Genomic DNA, 19,303 nt, shown 5'->3' on the forward strand with positions numbered 1-19,303 from the left:
CATGCTCGCGCCGACGACACCGCACAATCCGCAGCCGGACTCCCTCTGGCGGGCGATGGCCGCGCGCTCGCCCGTCACGGAAGCGCCCGTCAGCACGGGCGCGCCGCTTACGCGCGATCTGATCGTCGACGTGGCGATCATCGGCGCGGGGTACTCGGGCCTCGCGGCCGCGTATGCATTGCAAAAGCGCGGTGTCGATTGCGCGGTGTTCGACGCGAATCCTGTTGGCTGGGGCGCGAGCGGGCGCAATGGCGGCGTGGTGTCGTCGAAGTTCCGGCTGTCGTTTCCGTCGATTGCAAGCGCGTACGACCTCGACACCGCAAGGCGCATGCATCGGCTCGCGCATGAAGGCGTGCGCGTGGTCGAGCAGTTCGTCGATGAGTTCAAGCTGGAGCGTGCGCGCTTCGAACATACGGGCAGTCTGCGTTGCGCGCACACCGAGCGCGCGTTCGCGTCGATTCGGGCGGAAGCCGACTGGGTGCGAACGCAGCTTGGCGATGGATCGATGAGCGTGCTGTCGCGCGAGGAAATCACGCACGAAACAGGTTCGAACGGCTTTGTCGGCGGCGTGCTGAGCGCCGATGCAGGCACGATCCTGCCGCTCGAATACGTATGCGGCATTGCGCGCGCGCTGACGGCACGCGGCGTGCCCATCTACGAATCGACGCCGATTCTCGACATGACGCGTGTGCAGGATGGCGTGATGCTGCGCGCGCCCGGCGGCAGCGTGCGCGCGAAGCAGGTGATCGTAGCAACCAATGCCTACTCGAATCTCACGCAGGCCACATCGCAGTATCAGCGCGAACTCGTGCCGTTTCGCAGCGCAATGATAGCCACGGAAAGATTGTCGGCGGAACTCGACGCGAAGCTGATGGTCAACGGGCGCAGCTATACCGAAACGCGTCGCATGATGAAGTGGTTTCGCAAGGTGGATGGCCGTATGCTGTTCGGCGGCCGCGATGCGTTCGGCAAGGAAGAGCAGGCAACGGGCTTCGATGCGTTGCAGCGCGCGATGGCCGCGCTCTTTCCCGATCTTGCGGGCGTGCGTGTCGAGTACGGCTGGTCGGGGTATGTGGGCATGACGTTCAACGCGTTGCCGCATGTCGGGCGCAGTGACGACGTCACGACATTCTGTCTCGGGTATAACGGAGCAGGTGTCGCGATGGCGAGCCTGATCGGGCAACACGCTGCTGCGCTGGCGCTCGGCGAGAAGCCGGAGCTGGCGCTGCTGGCGCAGGAAGGCTTGCGGCCCGTGCCGTTTCATTCACTGCGTGCGCCGGGCGTCAGGCTCGTTGCCGCGTGGTATCAGTTTCTCGACGCAGTGGGTGCATGATGACGACAGCCAAACACGTTTTGCAGGAACAGACTGTGATGCAGGCCACTACGATCGATCCGTCGGTACGTCACCAGCAGCGCGAAGACCGCGCGATGCTGCTGCTGATGGCGCCCGCGCTGCTCGTCGTCGTGGTGTTGCTGGTGGTGCCGCTGGCGTGGCTTTCGTGGCAGTCGATCTATCACGACGGCGCATTCACGCTCGTCAACTATCAGCGGGTTTTCACTGGCACGTATCTGGACACGTTTCTGATGACGTTCAAGCTGAGCATCATCGTGACGGGCATTACGTTGCTGCTCGGATATCCCGTGGCGTATTTCGCGGCATCCGTGCCGCCGAAATGGAGCGCGCTGATACTCGGCATGGTGATCCTGCCGTTCTGGACCAGCGTGCTCGTGCGCACGTATGCGTGGCTCGTGCTGCTGCAACGCACGGGGCTCGTGAACAAGGCGCTGCTGTCGATGGGTTTGATCGACAGGCCGTTGCAGCTTTCGTATAACCAGTTCGGCACGATTGTCGCGATGGTGCACATCCTGTTGCCGTTCATGGTGCTGCCGCTTTACTCCGCGATGCAGAAGATCCCCGGCAATCTGTCGCAGGCGGGCGCGAGCCTGGGTGGTTCGCCGTTGCATGTGTTCTGGCGCGTGTTCCTGCCGCTATCGATGAGCGGCGTCGTCGCAGGCGTGACGCTCGTGTTCGTGCTGTGCCTCGGCTTCTACATCACGCCTGAGCTGATGGGCGGCGGCAAGTCGATCATGGTGTCGATGGTGGTGAGCCGCAATGTCGAGATCTACAACAGTTGGGGCGCGGCGAGTGCGGTCAGCGTCGTGTTGCTGGTCTGCGTGTTCGCGATCTTCTATGCGGCGAGCCGCGTGATTCCACTCGAAAAGACCCTGGGCGCGAAATGAACAAGCTCTCATTTGGAAGGCTGACGCTCGGTGCGGGCGTCGTGCTGATCCTCGTGTTTCTGATGCTGCCCGTGGTGATCGTCGTGCCGCTGTCGTTCTCCGATACGCGCTTCATGACGTTTCCACCGCCTGCATATTCGCTACGCTGGTATCACTCGTTCTTCGACAACCCTGCATGGATCGACGCGGCGCGCGTGACGCTGACGGCATCCGTGTGCGCCGCGCTGATCGCGACGCCGCTCGGCATTGCGGCTGCGTATGGTATCCAGCACGGCTCGCACTGGTCGATGCGCTATCTGCGCACGCTGCTGATGCTGCCGTTGATGGTCCCCATCATCATCGTCGCCGTGGGCGTGTTCTTTGTGTTCACACAGGCTGGGTATGTGAATACGCTCACCGGGCTGATCATCGCCGATACGATGCTCGGCCTGCCGTATGTGCTGATCTCGGTGGGCGCCGATTTGCGGACCTTCGATCGCACGCAGGAAATGGTCGCGCGCAGCCTCGGCATGAACCGCTTTCGCAGCTTCATGGCAGTGACGCTGCCGCAGATCAAGGCGAGTGTCATCTCCGGCTCGGTCTTCGTGTTCATTCAGGCGCTGGATGAAACGGTCGTCGCGCTGTTCATTTCGGGCGGTTCGAACCAGACGCTGACGCGGCGCATGTTCGTCACGTTGCGTGATGAAATCGATCCGACCATCGCCGCGATCAGCACGATGCTGACGGCGCTGACGCTGTGCCTCGTGATGATCGTCGTCGTGAGCCGCCGTTCGTCGGCCGTCGCGCGGGCCTGATTTCTTTCTACGGAAACCGGATGTCCAATTCACTGAAGTTCTATATCGACGGCGATTGGGTCGAGCCGTCCAGCTCCGCGCGTCTGCCAGTCATCGATCCCTGCACCGAAGAGCCGTTTGCCGAAGTGGCGCTCGGCAATGCGCAGGATGTCGATCGCGCTGTGGCGGCGGCGAAGCGCGCGTTTGCGTCGTTTTCCAGGACGCAGCCTGAAGAACGCGTTGCGTTGATCCGGCGCATTCTCGATGTGTATCTCGAACGTTATGACGAGATGGCCGAGACGATCATGCGCGAGATCGGCGCGCCCGCTAAGCTCGCGCATGCGTGGCAGGCGGGTCTTGGCAAGCGGCATCTGGAAGAAGTGCTGCGCACGTGCGAGACCTTCGAATGGCAGCGCAAGAAGGGCACGACGCTGATCAATCATGAGCCCGTCGGTGTCGTCGCGTTGATTACGCCTTGGAACTGGCCGATCAATCAGATCGTCTGCAAGGTCGCGCCGGCGATCGCCGCGGGCTGCACGATGGTGTTGAAGCCCAGCGAGGTGTCGCCGCTCAATGCCGTGCTGTTCGCCGAGATCATCGATGCCGCTGGCGTCCCCGCTGGTGTCTTCAATCTGATCAATGGCGATGGGCCGACCGTGGGCGCGGCGCTGTGCAGTCATCCCGATGTCGACATGGTGTCGTTCACGGGCTCCACGCGCGCCGGCATCGAGATCGCGAAGCTCGCTGCGCCGACCGTCAAGCGCGTTCACCAGGAACTGGGCGGCAAGTCGGCGAACATCCTGCTCGACGACGCCGATTTCGAAACGGCTGTGACGGCTGGCGTCAATTCGTGCTTCGGCAATAGCGGCCAGTCGTGCAACGCGCCGACGCGCATGCTCGTGCCCGCGTCGCGGCACGACGAAGCGGTCGACATCGCGCGGCGCGCGGCCGATGCCCATCGTGTCGGTCCGGCCGATGCCGCGGATACGACGATGGGCCCGGTGGTCAGCGACGTGCAGTTCGGGCGTGTGCAGCGCTTGATCGGTATCGGGATCGACGAAGGCGCGCAACTGGTGGCGGGCGGCACTGGACGTCCCGATGGGCTGACGCGCGGCTACTACGTGAAGCCGACTGTGTTCGCGAACGTGGACCCGTCGATGACGATCGCCCGCGACGAGATATTCGGTCCCGTGCTGGCGATCATGCCGTATCGCGATGAAGAAGACGCGATCGCGATCGCCAACGATACGCCGTTTGGGCTGGCGGCTTATGTGCAATCGGCGGACATCGAGCGGGCACGGCGGGTCGGGTTCAGGATGCGCGCGGGCAGCGTGTATCTGAACTATCCGGCGTGGGACGCGGGGTCGCCTTTCGGCGGGTACAAGCAATCGGGGAACGGCCGCGAGTATGGCGAGTGGGGGCTGGAGGCGTTTCTGGAGGTGAAGGGGGTGGTGGGGTTTGGGGGATAAGAGGCGGAATGGAAAGCTCCGTTGACGCGGGGCTTCCATTCCGGGAATTGCGGCGCGTCTTAGACCGCCCGAACATCAAGACGCTTGCCTAATACCGCAAACGCCGACTCGACCATCTCGATCTTCGATGAATGGCCGAAGTTCAGAAGTCGATCCACCTGCACCTGATTGACGCTGAGCCGCCGCGCGAGTTCAGCCTTTCGTACGTTCTGACGCAGCATCTCGTCGGCGAGCAGCACTTTTGCGGTCACAAGCGCCGGCAACGTGACGACGGATTGCCCGCGTTTGGCCTTCGAAGGCATCGGGATGCTTCGCTTCTCCGCGAAGTAGATTTCGAACGCGGCCTCAAGCGCATCCAGGGCTTGCACTTTCGCGTCTTCTTCGTTGTCGCCGACGGTGATGGCTTCGGGAACATCCGGAAACGTGACGAGCAACGTTCCGTTGTCGTCGGGTGTCAGGCTGATCGGGTAGCTGAGCATACGTGTGTCGTGGTTTGCCATTCTTTCAAAGAACATGGACGTGATACGCGAGTGAGAGAGCCTGCGTAGGGCTCTCTGCTTCACCAGATACCGAGTTGCTTCCTGATGGCTTCCACCAGTCAGTCCTTTACCCATTTCCTTCGCACCGTGATCGGGGAAGATGGTGGTCCTGCCATTGAGCGTCACCCGGTAGTGACTTGCGCCGCTTCGGCGCTTTTCGAACGTCGCGCCTTGCTGCTTCAGCCACGTCCTGAACTCGCTGTATTTCATGTTCTCCCTATGTTGTTATGAAGGGAGAAACTTACAACATAAATGTTGTATTTATAAGTGGATATTTGCAACAAAATTGTTGTATTTTTTCTCAGAGACAAATTGGGGCATAGGACCCGGCTCGGACTCCTCCGGATGCTCTTATCATCTCCGCCACCCTCTCCGCCACCATAATCGTCGGCACATTGGTATTCGCGCACGGGATAGACGGCATTAGCGACGCATCGCACACATGCAGTCCTTCCACGCCATACACGGCGCCGTCCGCGTCGGTCACGGCCAACGGATCGCCGGGCGCCCCCATCCTGCATGTCCCCGACGGATGCCACGTCCCACCAACCGATCGCGTGACAAACTCAGTCATCGCAGCGTCATCGGCTAGCAGTTCATCGATCGAAACACCCTGCGTCACCACGCGCCGGATCAGCGACCCACGCAACGGCCCGGCAATATCGAGCAGCGCGCTCAACGCCCCACGCTGAAACGCATTCCACACGCCCGGCACGGCCACGGCCGCGACGCGTGGCGAATAGCTCGATGGAAAAATGGCATCGCGGTGCGCCGCCATCGAAGGCGCTGCCAGCGTCTGCGCACCAAAGCGCAACGCGAGCTTCAACCGTTCGAGATCGCGCAGGTCCGACAACATCGCGAAATCGACCAGCGGCTCGTCGAAAGGACTCGCCGATGCAAGCTTCAAAGACCCGCGCGAATACGACTTGTTGACCCAGAAGAAAATCGTCCCGAGCCGATAACCGACCGAATGCCAGCCCGAGCGCGACAGGATCGCGCCGTGCATGTCGCCAGGCACGGTATCGGGCAACCCAGAAGAAAACCGCACGATCGCCTGTTCATGATGCTCGTCGGGAAACGGCGTTCGCGCGGCGCTCGGCAGAAAGGCCGACACGGCAATCGACGGATGCTCCATCAGATTGCGCCCCACGCCCGCGCGGTCTGCGCGCACCTCGATGCCGAGCGCGGCGAGATCGCTGGCGGGACCGATGCCGCTTCTGAGCAGCAGCGCAGGACTATGAATCGCGCCAGCACTGACGATCACACGCCCCGCGTGCACGTCTTCATGCGTGCCGTCCGCATGCAAAACCCGCGCACCCGTTGCACGCTGCCCGTCGAACAATATCCGCTCGACGACGAGACCCGTGCGTAGCGACAGATTCGTGCGCGCACGCACGGTATCGTCGAGATAACAGATGGAAGTCGGAATGCGCTCGCCCGCTGCGCTCACGGCGATCGAGCCGACGAACGTGCCGTCTTCCCACGGACCGTTCTGATCGTCGCGCAGCACATGTCCGCGCTGTTGCAGCGTGCCGAGCACGGCCTGTACGAACGGCGAGATACGCGGCCAGCGGGTGCGCTGAATGCGCACAGGCCCGCCCGCGCCATGCAGCTCGCCGCCGAAGTCGCAATCGGTTTCGAGCTTGCGGAAATAGGGCAGACACGCTTGCCAGTTCCATCCGCGCGCGCCGAGCGCTTCCCATTCGTCGTAATCGGCGGGTGCGCCGCGGTTGGCCATCAGCGCGTTGATCGCCGAGCCGCCGCCCAGCAGCTTCGCCTGTTCATAGCGGCGCAGCGCCGCTGGCGCGCTCATGCGCGCTTTCAGTTGCTGCCAGATGTTGCGCGTGTCGAGATACGCGCGGCCCGGATAGCGGCTGCGGATCGCATCGGGCATAGTCGCTTGCGAGATATCGCGGCCCGCTTCGATCAGACACACGCTCTTGCCCGTATCTTCGGACAGCCGCGCAGCCAGCACGCAACCTGCCGATCCACCGCCCAGAATCAGATAGTCGATCACGTCGAATGTTGTGCGGCGCGTGTCGCCGACAGTGCGTGAAAAGCGATCAAATGAAAAACGCCCGCAACGAACGACGTTCCTGCGGGCGCCTGATTGGCAATGCGCGACTACGTTATTGCATGAACTTCAGCCAGCGCGCCTTGGCCTGAATCCCTGCGTCGGAGGCCCACCATTCTTCCGACATCAGCGCCTGCTTCGACGCGTTATCCGGCGAGCTAGGCAGTTCGCTCGCGCGCTTCGCGGTGATCTTGCCCGTCTTGAACGCCGCGGGGTTGCCCGGACCGTAGTCGATATAGAGCGGCAGATTCGCCTGCAAATCCGGCGACAACGCAGCGTTGACGAACTTGATCGCGTCGGGCAGATTCGGCGCGTTCTTCAGCACACACAACTGCGTGTTCTGCAGAATGCCGTCATTGAACGTGAAGTCGACATCGGGATCATCCTTCTTCACGGCGCTGGCGCGGCCGTTCCAGATCATCGTCATGTCCACTTCGCCGTCGTGCAGCAATTGCGCCGACTGGCCGCCCGAAGTCCACCACACGGTAATGTCGGGCTTGATCTGCTGCAGCTTTTTAAACGCGCGATCCACATCCAGCGGATAGAGCTTGTCGCGCGGCACGCCGTCGGCGAGCAGCGCCGCTTCGAGCACCGTCTGCGGATCGTTGCGCAGCGCACGCGTGCCGGGGAAGTTCTTCACGTCCCAGAAGTCTTTCCAGCTTTGCGGCACCTTCTTGAGGTTCTTCTTGTTGTAGCCGATCACGGTCGAATAGAACTCGTACGCAACCGAATACGGCGTGCGATATTTTTCCGGCACGGCCGCTGCGTTCGGGATCTTCGAGAAGTCCAGCTTTTCCAGCAGACCTTCGCGGCCACCGCGCAGACAGTTCGATGTCGGTGTATCGACCACGTCCCAGATTGGCTTGCCCGTCGCGCCTTGCGCCTTGATCTGTGGCCAGGCGTCGGGAATGCTGTCCTGGGCGATCGTGATGCCCAGCTCCTTCGCAGCAGGATCGAGGATCGCCTTGGTCTGCGCTTCCTGATACGTGCCGCCTTGTGAGACGAAAGTGATTTTCCCCGCCGCGAACGCGGGCGCCATACCCGCGATGCTCAACGCGAGCGTCATAACTAGTGGGCGCAACTTCGTTTTATTGATCACGACTTTTTCCTCGACACGGTTGAAGCGAAAGACATCTTCCAGGTCGTGCTGTCGCGCTTCCGGCGTGACGCAGGAAGCAGAACAACGCGGGATTGATTGAAAATATAGTGAGTCAATTTCGGCGGAGCAACGCCGGAATTGTTGGAGTCCCCATGACGTAGTGTTATGTCAGACGCTTGATGTGCACGTCACCAGGGCTCTCACCGATCGCATGCCGTCAGAAGATCACGTAGACCTTGCGCATCGTCTCTTCGACTTCCCATGTGCCTTCCGTGTGGGCCTCGAAGAACAGAGTGTCGCCGCCCGAGAAGTGAACCGTGTCTTCGCCGTCGGGCGTGAAGCGGCCACGGCCGCTGAGGAAGTGCATCACTTCGGCCTGCTTGACCGAGCGCCGATACGTGCCGGGCGTGCATTCGAAGATGCCCGTATCGATCGCCTCACTGCCGCGAATCACTTTCTGCACGCCCGATACCTGGATCTCCGGCGTGCCTGGAAGCCCGGCCGTGCCCCAGGCCTCCAGCCCCTGCAATGCAATGCTTTGTTTGATCTGCTGGACTTTCATCTCGTGTTTTCGTTGACGATGGTTGGAATGACGGCAAAAGCTATTGGGTTCTTGCGATACGCTTCTCGATCTTGCCGAGCCGCACGACCGTCACGCCCGCGCGCAACTGCCTGAGCGAAGGCATCACGAGCATGCAGTCGGGATAGGGCGTGGGCACGGCTTCACCGTCCGACCAGCCAATCACGCTGCCCGCTTCGGGAAACACCTCTAAGCCCGTGTAGTCGCCTGCGAAGCGAAAGTCGAGGCTCTTCGCGACGACAGGCTCCGTCACGCGCACGATCAGCATTTCGTCGGGCAGCGGCAGGGTCCAGCCTTCGGGCAAGTCGGCTTCATCGACCACGCCGGACAGCACCAGAAAGCGCGCCGTCACATCGCGCGCAACGGCTACAGCGCCCGCTTCCCAATGCTGTCCGCATTCGATCAGTAACGCGTTCTTCGCACTTTGCGGATTACCAAAGCCTTCATAGTCGCGCATGCGGCGGCCTTCTGGATGGCCTTCGTCGCAGATCACCGTGGCGGGCGTGCCGAGCTTTTCCGACAGCGCGATACCCTTGTCGAGCGGCCCGGCGACGATCAACGGCTTGCTCTTCTCATGCATCGAATGCAGGTCGAGCAGCAGATCGACGGTATCGATCACGGGCCGCATCGCGCGTGCGCGGCGCAACTCGCTCGAATCGAGCGCGCTGTTGTCGAGCGTTTGCGCCGTCCACACGCGGTTGAAGTCCTGATCGACGAAGCGCGCCGCGTCCGGCTTCGACGGATCGAAACGCGCATACGCGTCGACGTTCGCGAACGCGAGCGTCAGCTTGCCGCGCCGTGGGCGCAGCTTCGCGCGCAGCAGCGCATCGACGACGATCGCGCCGCACACCTCGTTGCCGTGCGTGAGCGCGTTGATCATCACGTGCGGACCGGCGACGCCCGAATCGAAGGTATGCACGTACGCGATGCCCGTGTCGCTGTGCTCGTGCACGGCGATGTCGGGGAATGCGACTTCGATTGGATAGGCGTGCGCGTTCATTCGAGTCCGCCCTGGCAGAGGTATTTGATCGACAGGTAATCGTCGAGGCCGTATTTCGAGCCTTCGCGGCCGTAGCCCGATTCCTTCACGCCGCCGAACGGCGCGGCTTCGCTCGCGAGCGCGCCTTCGTTGATGCCGACGATGCCCGCTTCCAGTTGCCGCGCGACGCGGTCGATGCGCCGCACGTCCTGGCTATAGAAGTACGATGCGAGGCCGAACGGCGTGTCGTTGGACGCGCGGATCGCCTCGGCTTCGTCGTCGAAACGGAACAGCGGCGCGACTGGGCCGAAGGTCTCTTCGCAACTCAGGTTCATGTCGGGCGTTGCATCGGCGAGCACGGTCGGCGCGTAGTAGTTCGGACCGAGTTCCGGCAGGCGCTTGCCGCCCGTCAGCACGCGCGCACCGCGAGCCACGGCGTCGTCGACGTGACGCGCGATCTTGTCGATTGCGCGCGCGTTGATCATCGGGCCGATCTGCGCAGCGGGATCGGTGGCGGGCGCGACCTTCAGCGCTGCGACGCGCGTCGCCAGCAGGTCCGCGAAACGCTCGTACACGCCGGACTGCACGTACACGCGGTTCGGGCACACACAGGTCTGACCGCCGTTGCGGAATTTCGCGGCCAGCAGGCCCGTGACGGCGGCATCGAGATCGGCGTCGTCGAACACGATGAAGGGCGCATTGCCGCCCAGTTCCAGCGACAGCTTCTTCAGCGTCCCCGCCGATTCACGCGCCAGATATTTGCCGACGGGCGTCGAGCCCGTGAACGTGATCTTGCGCACGCGGCTGTCGGCGAGCCAGTCGGCGACCGCGCCCACAGCGTTCTCGCGCGACGACGCAATCAGGTTCAGCACGCCTGCCGGCACGCCCGCTTCATGCGCGAGCATTACAAGCGCGAGGGCAGTGAGGGGCGTGTCTTCAGCCGGCTTGCCGACGACCGTGCAGCCTGCCGCGAGCGCGGGCGCGATCTTGCGCGCGATCATCGCGAGCGGGAAATTCCACGGTGTGATCGCGGCGACGATGCCGACAGGCTCCTTCACCGCGCTCATGCGCTTGCCGCGCTGCTGCTGCGGAATGATGTCGCCATAGATGCGCGTCGCTTCGTCCGCGAACCACGCGACATACGACGCGCCGTACATCACCTCGCCGCGTCCTTCGGCAAACGGCTTGCCCTGTTCGAGCGAGATCAGGCGGCCGAGCGCGTCGGCGTTCTCGACCATCAGCGCATGCCAGCGGTGTAGCACGGCGGCGCGATCTTTCGGCAAGGCGTCGCGCCATGCGGGGAAGGCGCGGGCGGCGGCATCGGTGGCGGCGCGCGCGTCGGCGGCGTCGCTGTCGGCGATCTGCGCGATCACTTCGCCCGTCGCCGGGTTCGTCACGTCGAAGCGCTTGCCCTTAGCAGACGCTACCCACTTACCGTCGATGAAATTGTCGCTGCGGATCAGTTCGCTCAACTCGTATCGCTTGGTCATCTAAAGACTCCTGTGATTCAGGCGAGGCGATGCGCGATAGCCGCGCCCACTTCCGCCGTATTCGCCTTGCCGCCCAGGTCACCCGTATGCGGGCCTTCCTTGAGCGTGGCTTCGATCGCGGCGAGGATCGCGTCGTGCGCTTCGCGTTCCTTGCCCGCGCCGTTGCCGAGGAAATCAAGCATCATCGCCGCCGACCAGATCATCGCGATCGGATTGGCGATGCCTTTGCCCGCGATGTCCGGCGCGGAACCGTGAACGGGTTCGAACAGTGACGGGAATACGCGGTCCGGGTTCATGTTCGCCGACGGCGCAATGCCGATCGTGCCCGTGCAGGCCGGGCCGAGATCGGAGAGGATGTCGCCGAACAGATTGGTCGCGACTACCACGTCGAAGCGGTCCGGATTCAACACGAAGCGTGCACAAAGAATATCGATGTGCTGCTTGTCCCACGTAACGTCCGGATAGCGCGCGGCCATCTCTGCGGCGCGTGCGTCCCACCACGGCATGCTGATCGAAATGCCGTTGCTCTTGGTCGCAACGGTGATCTTCTTCTCGCGGCGCTGCGCGAGATCGAACGCGAACTTCAGCACGCGCTCGGAGCCTTTGCGCGTGAAGATCGATTGCTGCATCACGAACTCGCGCTCGGTGCCTTCGAACATCGTGCCGCCCACCGACGAGTACTCGCCCTCAGTGTTCTCGCGCACGATCATGAAGTCGATATCGCCCGCCTTGCGGCCCGCGAGCGGCGACGGCACGCCTTCGAACAGGCGCGCGGGACGCAGGTTGATGTACTGGTCGAACTCGCGGCGGAACTTGAGCAGCGAACCCCACAGCGAGATGTGATCGGGCACGGTGTCGGGCCAGCCGACCGCGCCGAACAGCACGGCATCGACGCCTTCGAGCTGCTGCTTCCAGTCGTCGGGCATCATCTGGCCGTGCTGCGCGTAGTAGTCGCAGCTCGCCCACTCGATGTGCTGATAGTCGATGCCGATGCCGTAGCGCTTGCTGACGGCGTCGAGCGCACGCAGCGCTTCGGGCATCACTTCCTTGCCGATGCCGTCGCCGGGAATCACTGCGATGCGATAGTTGCGGGTCATACGGGTCTCCTCGTCGGGAAAATGTCGGAAAGGGTTCGGGTCATTCAGGCCCAGCGTTCACTAACGACTAGTCTATTCCTGATTAACCGTCATAAAATCGCGCTTTCGGTTAAGCCACTATGCACGAACTGTGAATAAATCGCCGAACCTCGACGACCTGCGCGTGTTCTGCACCGTCGCCCGCAAAGCCAGCTTCAGCGCGGCGGCGGATGCGCTGTCGGTGTCGGCGGCGTATGTCAGCAAGCGCGTGAACATGCTCGAAGCGGATCTGGGCACGCGCCTCTTTCATCGCTCGACGCGCCGCGTCGCGATCACGGAAGCGGGCGAGCGCGTGTACGCGTGGGCCGAAAAGATTCTCGACGACGTCGACCGGCTGGTCGAAGACGTGTCGACCACGCGCCGCGTGCCGCGCGGCACGTTGCGCATCTCCAGCAGCTTCGGCTTCGGGCGCCATGTCGTGGCGCCGGCGCTGGCGCGGCTCACCGAGCGCTATCCGCAACTGAGCGTGCGGCTCGACCTGTTCGACCGCATCGTCGATGTGGCGGGCGAAGGCTTCGATCTCGACATTCGTATCGGCGACGACATCGCGCCGCATCTGATCGCGAAGCGCCTTGCGGAGAACCATCGCGTGCTGTGCGCGTCGCCGGAATACCTGAAGCGTCACGGCACGCCGCGTCAGCTTGCGGACCTCGGCACGCATCATTGCCTCGCGATCAAGGAGCGCGACCATCCGTTCGGCATCTGGCGTTTGACGGAGCGCGGCGAGACCGTTTCCGTCAAGGTGACGGGGCCGCTGTCGACCAATCACGGCGAAGTCGCCGTGCAATGGGCGCTCGCGGCGCGCGGCATCGTCTTGCGTTCGATGTGGGATGTGCGCGCGCTGCTGGATTCCGGCGTGCTCGTGCAGGTGCTGCCCGGCGTCACGCAGCCCGCTAACGTGTGGGCGGTGTATCCGGCGCGGCTGGCGTCGTCGGCGAAGGTGCGCGTGTGCGTCGATTTTCTGTCGGACGAGTTCGGCCGTCTCGCCCCGCCGGACGCACCTCAGTGATGGTTCTGTGAGAAGAGTGTTTCGAGCGGATAGTGTGTCTTGACGAACGGCGTCTTGATGATCACGTAGCTGAAGTACTTTTCGATGCCGATATTGCGCTCCAGCAGCCCTTCGATGATGCTCTGATAGTGACTGACGCTGCGCGTGATGAACTTGAGCAGATAGTCGTAGCCGCCGCTCGCCAGATGGCATTCGACGATCTCGTCGACATCCCTGATTGCGTTGACGAACTTGATGAAGTCTTCCCGGCGATGGTCGGCGAGCGTGACCTCGGTGAACACGATCTGCACGTCGCCGAGCTTTTCCAGCTGGATCTGTGCACCGTACCCGATGATGTAACCCGCCTTCTCCAGACGCTTCACGCGGATCAGACAAGGACTCGGCGACAGCCCGACTGCGTCGGCCAGCTCGACGTTCGTGATTCGCCCTCGCTTTTGCAACTGCGAGAGGATGCGCAGATCGATTCGGTCCAGCTTGCAGTCGGTGCTCATCGTGAGTCGGTCGGTCCCGCATGTCGAAGGGTCGGTCGATGTTATCACGCAGCCGCGCGGCGTTTAAATTCGATCGAACCCTTCAGTGCGGCGCGCACGTCGGCTTGCGCGAGCACGTCGTCGAGCGTCTTTTCGAGGCGCTCGAACAGCAGGTCGAACTCGCTTTCCGTGTAGCACAGCGCGGGCGCGAAACCGAGGATGTTGTCGCCGAATGCGCGGAACACGAGGCCGTTCGCATACGCGGCCGTGGCGATGCGGTCCGGCAGTTTCAGCGCCGCGTCGAAACCCTGTTTCGTGTCCTTGTCGGCGACGAGTTCGAGCGCGCCCAACAAACCGCGATGTCGCGAATCGCCGACGAGGGGATGCGCGAGCAGCGCATCGAGCCCTTGCGCGAAGCGCGGCGCACGCGCGATGCCGTTCGCGAGCAGGCCGCCTTCGTGATAGAGGCGCATCACTTCGAGGCCGATCGCGGCGCTCACGGGGTGCGCCGAGTACGTGTGCCCGTGGCCGATCGCCGCCGCGACGTCGCCGCCGTCGGCGATGCCCTGATAGATGGCATCGGACATCAGCACCGCGCCCATCGGCGCATAGCCGGCCGTGAGGCCCTTGGCGACCGTCATCAGGTCCGGCTCGACGCCTTCCGCTTCGCACGCGAACAGCGGGCCGGTGCGGCCGAAGCCCGTAATGACTTCATCGGCGACGAACAGGATGCCGAGCTTGCGGCAGGCTTCGCGCATCGCCTTCAGCCAGCCGACGGGCGGCACGATCACGCCGCCCGAGCCCTGGATCGGTTCGCAGAAGAAGGCGGCGACGTTGTCCGCGCCGAGGGCTTCGACTTTCGCTTCGAGCGCGGCGACGGAGGCGGCGATCAGGGCGGCGTCGTCGGCGAAATCATTGCGGTACGCGTAGGGCGACGGGATGTGGTGTTGCGTGGGCAGGGGCACATCGAAGTTGCGATGGAACGCGGGCAGCGCGGTGAGGCCTGCGCCGACCGACGACGAGCCGTGATAGCCGCGTTGCAGCGCGATGATGTGCTTTTTCGACGGACGGCCTGTCGCGTTGAAGTAGTGCGTGATGAAGCGCAGCGCGGAGTCGACGGCATCGGACCCGCCGAGCGTGAAGTACACGTGCTGCAGCGACGCGGGCGCGAGTTCGACGAGCTTGGCGGCGAGTTCGATGGCGGGCTCAGAGCCGAAGTGGAAGTAGCCTGTCGCGTAGGGCAGACGGGCCATCTGTTTTGTCGCTGCGTCGACGATGCTTTGATGGCCGTAGCCGGTGTTCACGCACCAGAGGCCTGAGAAGGCGTCGAGCAGTTCATTGCCATCGATGTCGCGGAGGTAGACGCCTTGCGCGGATTCCAGCACGGTGACGCCGCGCGCTTCGTGTGCGCGATAGCTGACTACAGGGTGGATCAGGTGTTTGCGGTCGGATTCGATGAGGGACGGGTTTGGCATGGGGTGGGTCTCGTTTCTTCGCTTTCGCGGGTGGGAGGCGGACCGTTTCATACTACAGAGAGGGGGTTGGCGCGTGATTCGCCAAATAAATCTTTGAATAACGTGGATGTGGTTTTTTTGGGGGTGGGGGCAGCATTTTGTGCTGTATCGGGGTTTTTTCTGTCTGCGACGCTGGGGTGGGGGTTTTGATTTTGCGGTGCAAGTGGTTTGGTCGCGCTGGTATGCGTGTTGTGACTTGGCTATGTATGCGTTGCCGGTCGGTGCTTTGGACTTTGCGATGGCATCCGGTTTGGGCGTTCGCGGCGCGGACGTTGCCGGTTGGTGTGTTTGCCTTTGCGCTGGCATCCGCGTTATGCCTTCGTGCTTCAAGCGTCGCCCCTGTGCGGGGCGGCACCTACTTTTCTTTGCCGCCGCAAAGAAAAGTAGGCAAAAGAAAGCGGCTCACACCGCCAGCACGTGTTCTTATCCACGGGCCCCCAACGTCCCCATGCTTCACACGGCAGTGCCCTGGTTAGTGCTCGTTGCCAACGCTTCGAAATGAACGCCTCACCAGCTTCGGATACCCGTACTCGGGCAAGCGGCAGCGAATGGTATGTGCCGCCCAGGTGGCAAACTGTGTGTAGGTTGTCGCGTCGTATAGCTTGGGGCTCTTACATGGTGGAACGCGTGCGCTATCGGTCCGAAGTGAGGCGTGTGTCGCTCTACGGCCTACACACAGTTTGCCACCTGGGCGGCCGTGGAATATCTGGCACGGCATGCTGCAACGTGGGTGCCTGAAGCGGGTGAGGCGCACATTCGAAGCGTTGGCAACGAACATGGGTCACGTGATTGCCGTGTGAAGCGTAAGACCGGTTGGGGGCCCTCAGGCAAACACAAGAACTGGCGGTGTGAGCCGCTTTCTTTTGCCTACTTTTCTTTGCGGCGGCAAAGAAAAGTAGGTGCCGCCCCGCACAGGGGCGACGCATGAAGCACGAAGGCATAGCGCGGATGCCAGCGCAAAGGCAAAAAAAGCGAACCGGGCCGCGCCGCGTAGGCGCCGACACGGATGCCAGCGCGAAGGCCAAAACACGTTGGCGAGGCACGCGCAGCAAACACCACCTCGCGAATACCAGCGAAAAAACAAAAAGCCCAAACGGCACCGCCTGCGCCGCAAAGGCAAAAACCCCACCCCAGCGTCGCAGACAAAAACCGCTAATACCCTCGACTCCGATCAACCTCCCCGACCATCGGCAACCCATCGCGCCGCCGCCGAATATTCTCCAGGACCACGTCGACGGCGCTCTCAGGCCGAGTAGCACTAGCAATATGCGGCGTAATCCTGACCCGCGGATGCGTCCAAAACGGATGCGACTCCGGCAATGGCTCAGGATCCGTCACATCAAGAATGGCATTCTGCAACTGCCCGCTATCGAGCGCATCGAGCAGATCCTGCTGATTAACCTGCGGGCCGCGCCCGACATTAACGAACGACGCCCCTTTGGGCAGCTTGCCGAACAGACGCTTATCGAGCAGCCCACGCGTCGCATCGGTAAGCGGCAGCAGGCAGACAAGAACATCCGTCCGAGCAAGAAACGCATCGAGCGCCTCGACACCCGCAAAACACTCAACACCCTCTAGCCGATGCTCCGAACGACTCCACCCTGCACACGGAAACCCAAACACCCGTAAACGCTCCAGCACGGCCGTGCCCAACATCCCAAGCCCCAGCACGCCAACGCGCCGCGTCGAAGCCGCCCGCACGGGCATCTCACGCCAGACCCGCTGTCGCTGCTGCAAAGCATAGTCGAACAGATCGCGATGAATGGTCAGCACGGCCTGCGTCACATACTCCACCATGCCTTCCACGATCCCCGGCTCGATCATCCGCACCACGGCAATATGCGGCGGCACGCGCGACAGATCGAACTGATCGATGCCCGCCCCCACCGAAAAGATCACTTCGAGATTCGGCAACGTGCGCGCCGGGTCGTCAGGTGGCTGCCACGCGGCGAGATAACGCACGGCCGCCGGATCGCCGACGTCCGGCCACAGGCGAAAAGGAATCTCAGGCGCCTTTTGCGCAAAGTGCTGCGCCCATAACTTGCCGCGTTCGGGATCGGCCTTGTAGAGAAGCGTCATGATTTAACCAAGTGCCTGATTGACGATAGCGAACTGCACGACGGATGGATCGCTTGAGGGCGTGCCGTTGCGGGACATCTTGATGACAGTGTCGACGCATTTGAGGCCCAGTTCTTCGAGCCAGGGCGTAAGGCCGCTGTCGCCGGGCGTGTCGATGCGGGTGAATGCGCCCGCGTTCGCCGCGAGACATTGCGCGATCAGCACTTGCGCACGGCGCGTCGATTCGTCGGCGGAGTTCTCTACGACAACAGGCCCGATCGCGTGTCCACGGCCAAACGGCCGCAGCAACGCGAAGCCCAGCATTTCACCATCCCGCTCCAGCGCAACGCCGCGCGCAACATCGAGTAGCGCCGGCAGCAGCGCGCTGCGATCAAGGCCGCTCGCGCGCGTAGCAAGGTCGATCAGACGGGGCGTATCGGCAGCTTGCAGCGGGCGCAGTTGCTCGCCCGGTTTCAGCACGATCTGCGGGACGCGAAAGTCGGTGGCCTGGTGCTGGTTGATCGTGCCGATTGCGTGGAAGCCGAGCTTTTCGTACAGCGGCTGGCCGGCTGGCGTTGCATGCAACACCGTGGTCCGTCCGCCGAGCATTTCGAGCAGACGCTCCATCAACTCGCGTCCGATGCCTCGACCTTGCTGGTCCGGCGAGACGATCACCATCCCGAGCGACGCGCCGTTCTCGCCGTACTTCCAGCACAGCGCCGTGCCGACAATGCGATCCCCGCTCAGCGCGACAAAGCCGCCACCGGCATCGGCGACCAGGCGCCAGTCGTCGGCGCGATGCGGCCACTTGACCTCGAGCGACAGCGCGTGCGCGGCGGCGATGTCGTCGGGCGTGAAAGGCCGGAAGGTAGCAGTGGAAAGGGTGGAAAGTTTGGAAAGGGCGGAAAGCGGTTCGGGCGTGGACACGAAAGCTCCTCTGGCTGGATACGCCCGTCACTGTGGCATTTCGTCGGCGCGAAGGCTAGGACGATCCTGCTGCGACAGGCACACGCCGTTCATGTCCACGCCCGTGTGCGCCGTTTTGCGCAGCGCCGCAAAGCGCATCTTGCCGGGGCAGTGGTTCGCGCAAACAGCCGCCGCAATGCGGTCTATCATGGAAAGTACAGCATTCATCAGCGCAGGAGCACACCATGCCCTCCGATCCGTCCGCTGAGCCGACCGTCAAACCTCTCGACCCCGCGCAAAACGCATCCGGCAACCAGCCGGCCAAGCCCGCGAAAGACGACGTTCCCGACGCCGACGCGGCCGAGCCCGTCCCGCACGAGCATCTTCCGAGCCGAAGCGACGACAACTGACCAACAGCGAAGGCGCCGCTCAATCAAGGCTCGCACCGGTTCAAACCGGAAGGGAGCGAATCATGGAGAACATCCTGGCAGGTTATGACGGCTCGCCGTCCGCGCGGCATGCCGTCGCGTTCGCAGTCGATCTGGCGAAGCGCTTCGATGCGCGCCTGCATGTGCTCGTCGTCGCGCGCGCGCCGGACTGGGGCGCGATCGAGCTCGAAAGAAAGGAAATGGTCGACTACGAGTTGCGTCACGCGAACGAAGTGCTCGACGACATCAAGGCGAAGCTCACGTCATCGAACGATCACGCCGAGTTCGATCTCGTGATCGGCCAGCCGGCGAAAGAGATCGTGCTCTACGCGGAGCAGCACGGCATCGATCATCTCGTCGTCGGGCATCGCGGGCATACGCCGTTCGACCGCTGGCTGATCGGCTCCGTCGCGCGTCAGGTGCTCGCTTACGCGCCGTGCGCGGTGACGATCGTGCGCGATCCGGCGTCTATGAAGTCGCGCGTCGCAAAGACCGCGCAGCATGCGGCGGATGAAGCGCCGTTCGTGTGAGGTCGAAA

General features: G+C 63.0%; 19 protein-coding genes. 7 read left to right on the top strand and 12 right to left on the bottom strand.

Translation table 11 applies throughout. The annotated features are described in order from the left end of the window. Position 1: 1 nt before the first annotated feature. The 4 genes from SB822_RS11630 to SB822_RS11645 are packed head-to-tail and all read left to right on the top strand — an operon-like array spanning position 2 to position 4,483. Positions 2 to 1,333 (top strand): NAD(P)/FAD-dependent oxidoreductase, encoded by a 1,332-nt coding sequence (locus SB822_RS11630; protein ID WP_410854717.1) that lies wholly within the window; start codon positions 2 to 4, stop codon positions 1,331 to 1,333. After that, entirely contained in the window at positions 1,330 to 2,241 is a 912-nt protein-coding gene (locus tag SB822_RS11635) for an ABC transporter permease (RefSeq protein ID WP_007583258.1), read from the top strand. The genes SB822_RS11630 and SB822_RS11635 overlap by 4 nt, the downstream gene beginning before the upstream one ends. Beyond that, on the top strand, positions 2,238 to 3,035 hold the full coding sequence (locus SB822_RS11640; RefSeq protein ID WP_410854718.1) for an ABC transporter permease: 798 nt from the start codon (positions 2,238 to 2,240) through the stop codon (positions 3,033 to 3,035). The genes SB822_RS11635 and SB822_RS11640 overlap by 4 nt, the downstream gene beginning before the upstream one ends. A gap of 20 nt (positions 3,036 to 3,055) precedes the next feature. Beyond that, the gene (locus SB822_RS11645) at positions 3,056 to 4,483 is read left to right on the top strand and encodes an aldehyde dehydrogenase family protein (protein ID WP_410854719.1); all 1,428 of its coding nucleotides are present in this window, start codon (positions 3,056 to 3,058) and stop codon (positions 4,481 to 4,483) included. A 59-nt stretch (positions 4,484 to 4,542) separates the two neighbouring features. Here SB822_RS11645 and SB822_RS11650 read toward each other — a convergent pair whose 3' ends face one another. The 7 genes from SB822_RS11650 to SB822_RS11680 all read right to left on the bottom strand — a co-directional run bounded on the left by SB822_RS11650 (position 4,543) and on the right by SB822_RS11680 (position 12,341). Beyond that, the gene (locus SB822_RS11650) at positions 4,543 to 4,962 is read right to left on the bottom strand and encodes a type II toxin-antitoxin system HicB family antitoxin (RefSeq protein ID WP_079503172.1); all 420 of its coding nucleotides are present in this window, start codon (positions 4,960 to 4,962) and stop codon (positions 4,543 to 4,545) included. A 361-nt stretch (positions 4,963 to 5,323) separates the two neighbouring features. Continuing rightward, on the bottom strand, positions 5,324 to 7,039 hold the full coding sequence (locus SB822_RS11655; protein ID WP_410854720.1) for a GMC family oxidoreductase: 1,716 nt from the start codon (positions 7,037 to 7,039) through the stop codon (positions 5,324 to 5,326). Positions 7,040 to 7,151: 112 nt separating this feature from the next. Continuing rightward, the gene (locus tag SB822_RS11660; protein WP_007583249.1) at positions 7,152 to 8,162 is read right to left on the bottom strand and encodes an ABC transporter substrate-binding protein; all 1,011 of its coding nucleotides are present in this window, start codon (positions 8,160 to 8,162) and stop codon (positions 7,152 to 7,154) included. A 250-nt stretch (positions 8,163 to 8,412) separates the two neighbouring features. Further along, on the bottom strand, positions 8,413 to 8,757 hold the full coding sequence (locus SB822_RS11665) for a cupin domain-containing protein (RefSeq protein WP_007583246.1): 345 nt from the start codon (positions 8,755 to 8,757) through the stop codon (positions 8,413 to 8,415). A gap of 40 nt (positions 8,758 to 8,797) precedes the next feature. Further along, on the bottom strand, positions 8,798 to 9,775 hold the full coding sequence (locus tag SB822_RS11670) for a M14 family metallopeptidase (RefSeq protein ID WP_410854721.1): 978 nt from the start codon (positions 9,773 to 9,775) through the stop codon (positions 8,798 to 8,800). After that, a complete protein-coding gene (locus SB822_RS11675; RefSeq protein WP_410854722.1) occupies positions 9,772 to 11,244 on the bottom strand; it encodes an NAD-dependent succinate-semialdehyde dehydrogenase in 1,473 nt (490 codons plus the stop codon). The genes SB822_RS11670 and SB822_RS11675 overlap by 4 nt, the downstream gene beginning before the upstream one ends. A gap of 17 nt (positions 11,245 to 11,261) precedes the next feature. Next, positions 11,262 to 12,341: a tartrate dehydrogenase gene (locus SB822_RS11680; protein ID WP_007583241.1), complete on the bottom strand. Its 1,080-nt coding sequence runs from the start codon at positions 12,339 to 12,341 to the stop codon at positions 11,262 to 11,264. Positions 12,342 to 12,471: 130 nt separating this feature from the next. On the opposite strand from SB822_RS11680, the gene SB822_RS11685 reads away from it, so the two are divergent. Further along, complete coding sequence (locus SB822_RS11685; RefSeq protein WP_007583238.1) at positions 12,472 to 13,389, top strand: LysR substrate-binding domain-containing protein; 918 nt, start codon at positions 12,472 to 12,474, stop codon at positions 13,387 to 13,389. Here the strand turns inward: SB822_RS11685 and SB822_RS11690 are convergent. The 5 genes from SB822_RS11690 to SB822_RS11710 form a co-directional block, all read right to left on the bottom strand. After that, on the bottom strand, positions 13,383 to 13,880 hold the full coding sequence (locus tag SB822_RS11690; RefSeq protein ID WP_007583236.1) for an Lrp/AsnC family transcriptional regulator: 498 nt from the start codon (positions 13,878 to 13,880) through the stop codon (positions 13,383 to 13,385). The genes SB822_RS11685 and SB822_RS11690 overlap by 7 nt on opposite strands. A gap of 44 nt (positions 13,881 to 13,924) precedes the next feature. Beyond that, the gene (locus SB822_RS11695; protein WP_410854723.1) at positions 13,925 to 15,334 is read right to left on the bottom strand and encodes an aspartate aminotransferase family protein; all 1,410 of its coding nucleotides are present in this window, start codon (positions 15,332 to 15,334) and stop codon (positions 13,925 to 13,927) included. A gap of 1,191 nt (positions 15,335 to 16,525) precedes the next feature. Beyond that, positions 16,526 to 17,452 (bottom strand): 2-hydroxyacid dehydrogenase, encoded by a 927-nt coding sequence (locus SB822_RS11700; RefSeq protein WP_007583232.1) that lies wholly within the window; start codon positions 17,450 to 17,452, stop codon positions 16,526 to 16,528. 3 nt (positions 17,453 to 17,455) lie between these two features. Continuing rightward, positions 17,456 to 18,358, bottom strand: coding sequence for a GNAT family N-acetyltransferase (locus SB822_RS11705; protein WP_410854724.1), 903 nt, complete (start codon positions 18,356 to 18,358; stop codon positions 17,456 to 17,458). A gap of 27 nt (positions 18,359 to 18,385) precedes the next feature. Beyond that, a complete protein-coding gene (locus SB822_RS11710) occupies positions 18,386 to 18,547 on the bottom strand; it encodes a hypothetical protein (RefSeq protein WP_207633980.1) in 162 nt (53 codons plus the stop codon). Between the two features lie 35 nt (positions 18,548 to 18,582). Here SB822_RS11710 and SB822_RS11715 point away from each other — a divergent pair, with 35 nt between their 5' ends. Beyond that, positions 18,583 to 18,747: a hypothetical protein gene (locus tag SB822_RS11715; protein WP_007583227.1), complete on the top strand. Its 165-nt coding sequence runs from the start codon at positions 18,583 to 18,585 to the stop codon at positions 18,745 to 18,747. A gap of 62 nt (positions 18,748 to 18,809) precedes the next feature. Beyond that, positions 18,810 to 19,295 carry a universal stress protein gene (locus tag SB822_RS11720; protein WP_007583224.1) on the top strand — a complete coding sequence of 162 codons (486 nt, stop codon included), beginning with the start codon at positions 18,810 to 18,812 and terminating at the stop codon, positions 19,293 to 19,295. Positions 19,296 to 19,303 lie beyond the last annotated feature (8 nt).

Source organism: Paraburkholderia sp. SIMBA_054 (assembly GCF_046534875.1).
Taxonomy (GTDB): Bacteria; Pseudomonadota; Gammaproteobacteria; order Burkholderiales; family Burkholderiaceae; genus Paraburkholderia; species Paraburkholderia hospita.

Coding starts and splice junctions, on each gene's coding strand:
- SB822_RS11630 (WP_410854717.1), top strand. CDS start 2: ATGCTCGCGCCGACGACACCGCACAATCCGCAGCCGGACTCCCTCTGG.
- SB822_RS11635 (WP_007583258.1), top strand. CDS start 1,330: ATGATGACGACAGCCAAACACGTTTTGCAGGAACAGACTGTGATGCAG.
- SB822_RS11640 (WP_410854718.1), top strand. CDS start 2,238: ATGAACAAGCTCTCATTTGGAAGGCTGACGCTCGGTGCGGGCGTCGTG.
- SB822_RS11645 (WP_410854719.1), top strand. CDS start 3,056: ATGTCCAATTCACTGAAGTTCTATATCGACGGCGATTGGGTCGAGCCG.
- SB822_RS11650 (WP_079503172.1), bottom strand. CDS start 4,962: ATGCTCAGCTACCCGATCAGCCTGACACCCGACGACAACGGAACGTTG.
- SB822_RS11660 (WP_007583249.1), bottom strand. CDS start 8,162: ATGACGCTCGCGTTGAGCATCGCGGGTATGGCGCCCGCGTTCGCGGCG.
- SB822_RS11665 (WP_007583246.1), bottom strand. CDS start 8,757: ATGAAAGTCCAGCAGATCAAACAAAGCATTGCATTGCAGGGGCTGGAG.
- SB822_RS11670 (WP_410854721.1), bottom strand. CDS start 9,775: ATGAACGCGCACGCCTATCCAATCGAAGTCGCATTCCCCGACATCGCC.
- SB822_RS11675 (WP_410854722.1), bottom strand. CDS start 11,244: ATGACCAAGCGATACGAGTTGAGCGAACTGATCCGCAGCGACAATTTC.
- SB822_RS11680 (WP_007583241.1), bottom strand. CDS start 12,341: ATGACCCGCAACTATCGCATCGCAGTGATTCCCGGCGACGGCATCGGC.
- SB822_RS11690 (WP_007583236.1), bottom strand. CDS start 13,880: ATGAGCACCGACTGCAAGCTGGACCGAATCGATCTGCGCATCCTCTCG.
- SB822_RS11695 (WP_410854723.1), bottom strand. CDS start 15,334: ATGCCAAACCCGTCCCTCATCGAATCCGACCGCAAACACCTGATCCAC.
- SB822_RS11700 (WP_007583232.1), bottom strand. CDS start 17,452: ATGACGCTTCTCTACAAGGCCGATCCCGAACGCGGCAAGTTATGGGCG.
- SB822_RS11710 (WP_207633980.1), bottom strand. CDS start 18,547: ATGATAGACCGCATTGCGGCGGCTGTTTGCGCGAACCACTGCCCCGGC.
- SB822_RS11715 (WP_007583227.1), top strand. CDS start 18,583: ATGCCCTCCGATCCGTCCGCTGAGCCGACCGTCAAACCTCTCGACCCC.
- SB822_RS11720 (WP_007583224.1), top strand. CDS start 18,810: ATGGAGAACATCCTGGCAGGTTATGACGGCTCGCCGTCCGCGCGGCAT.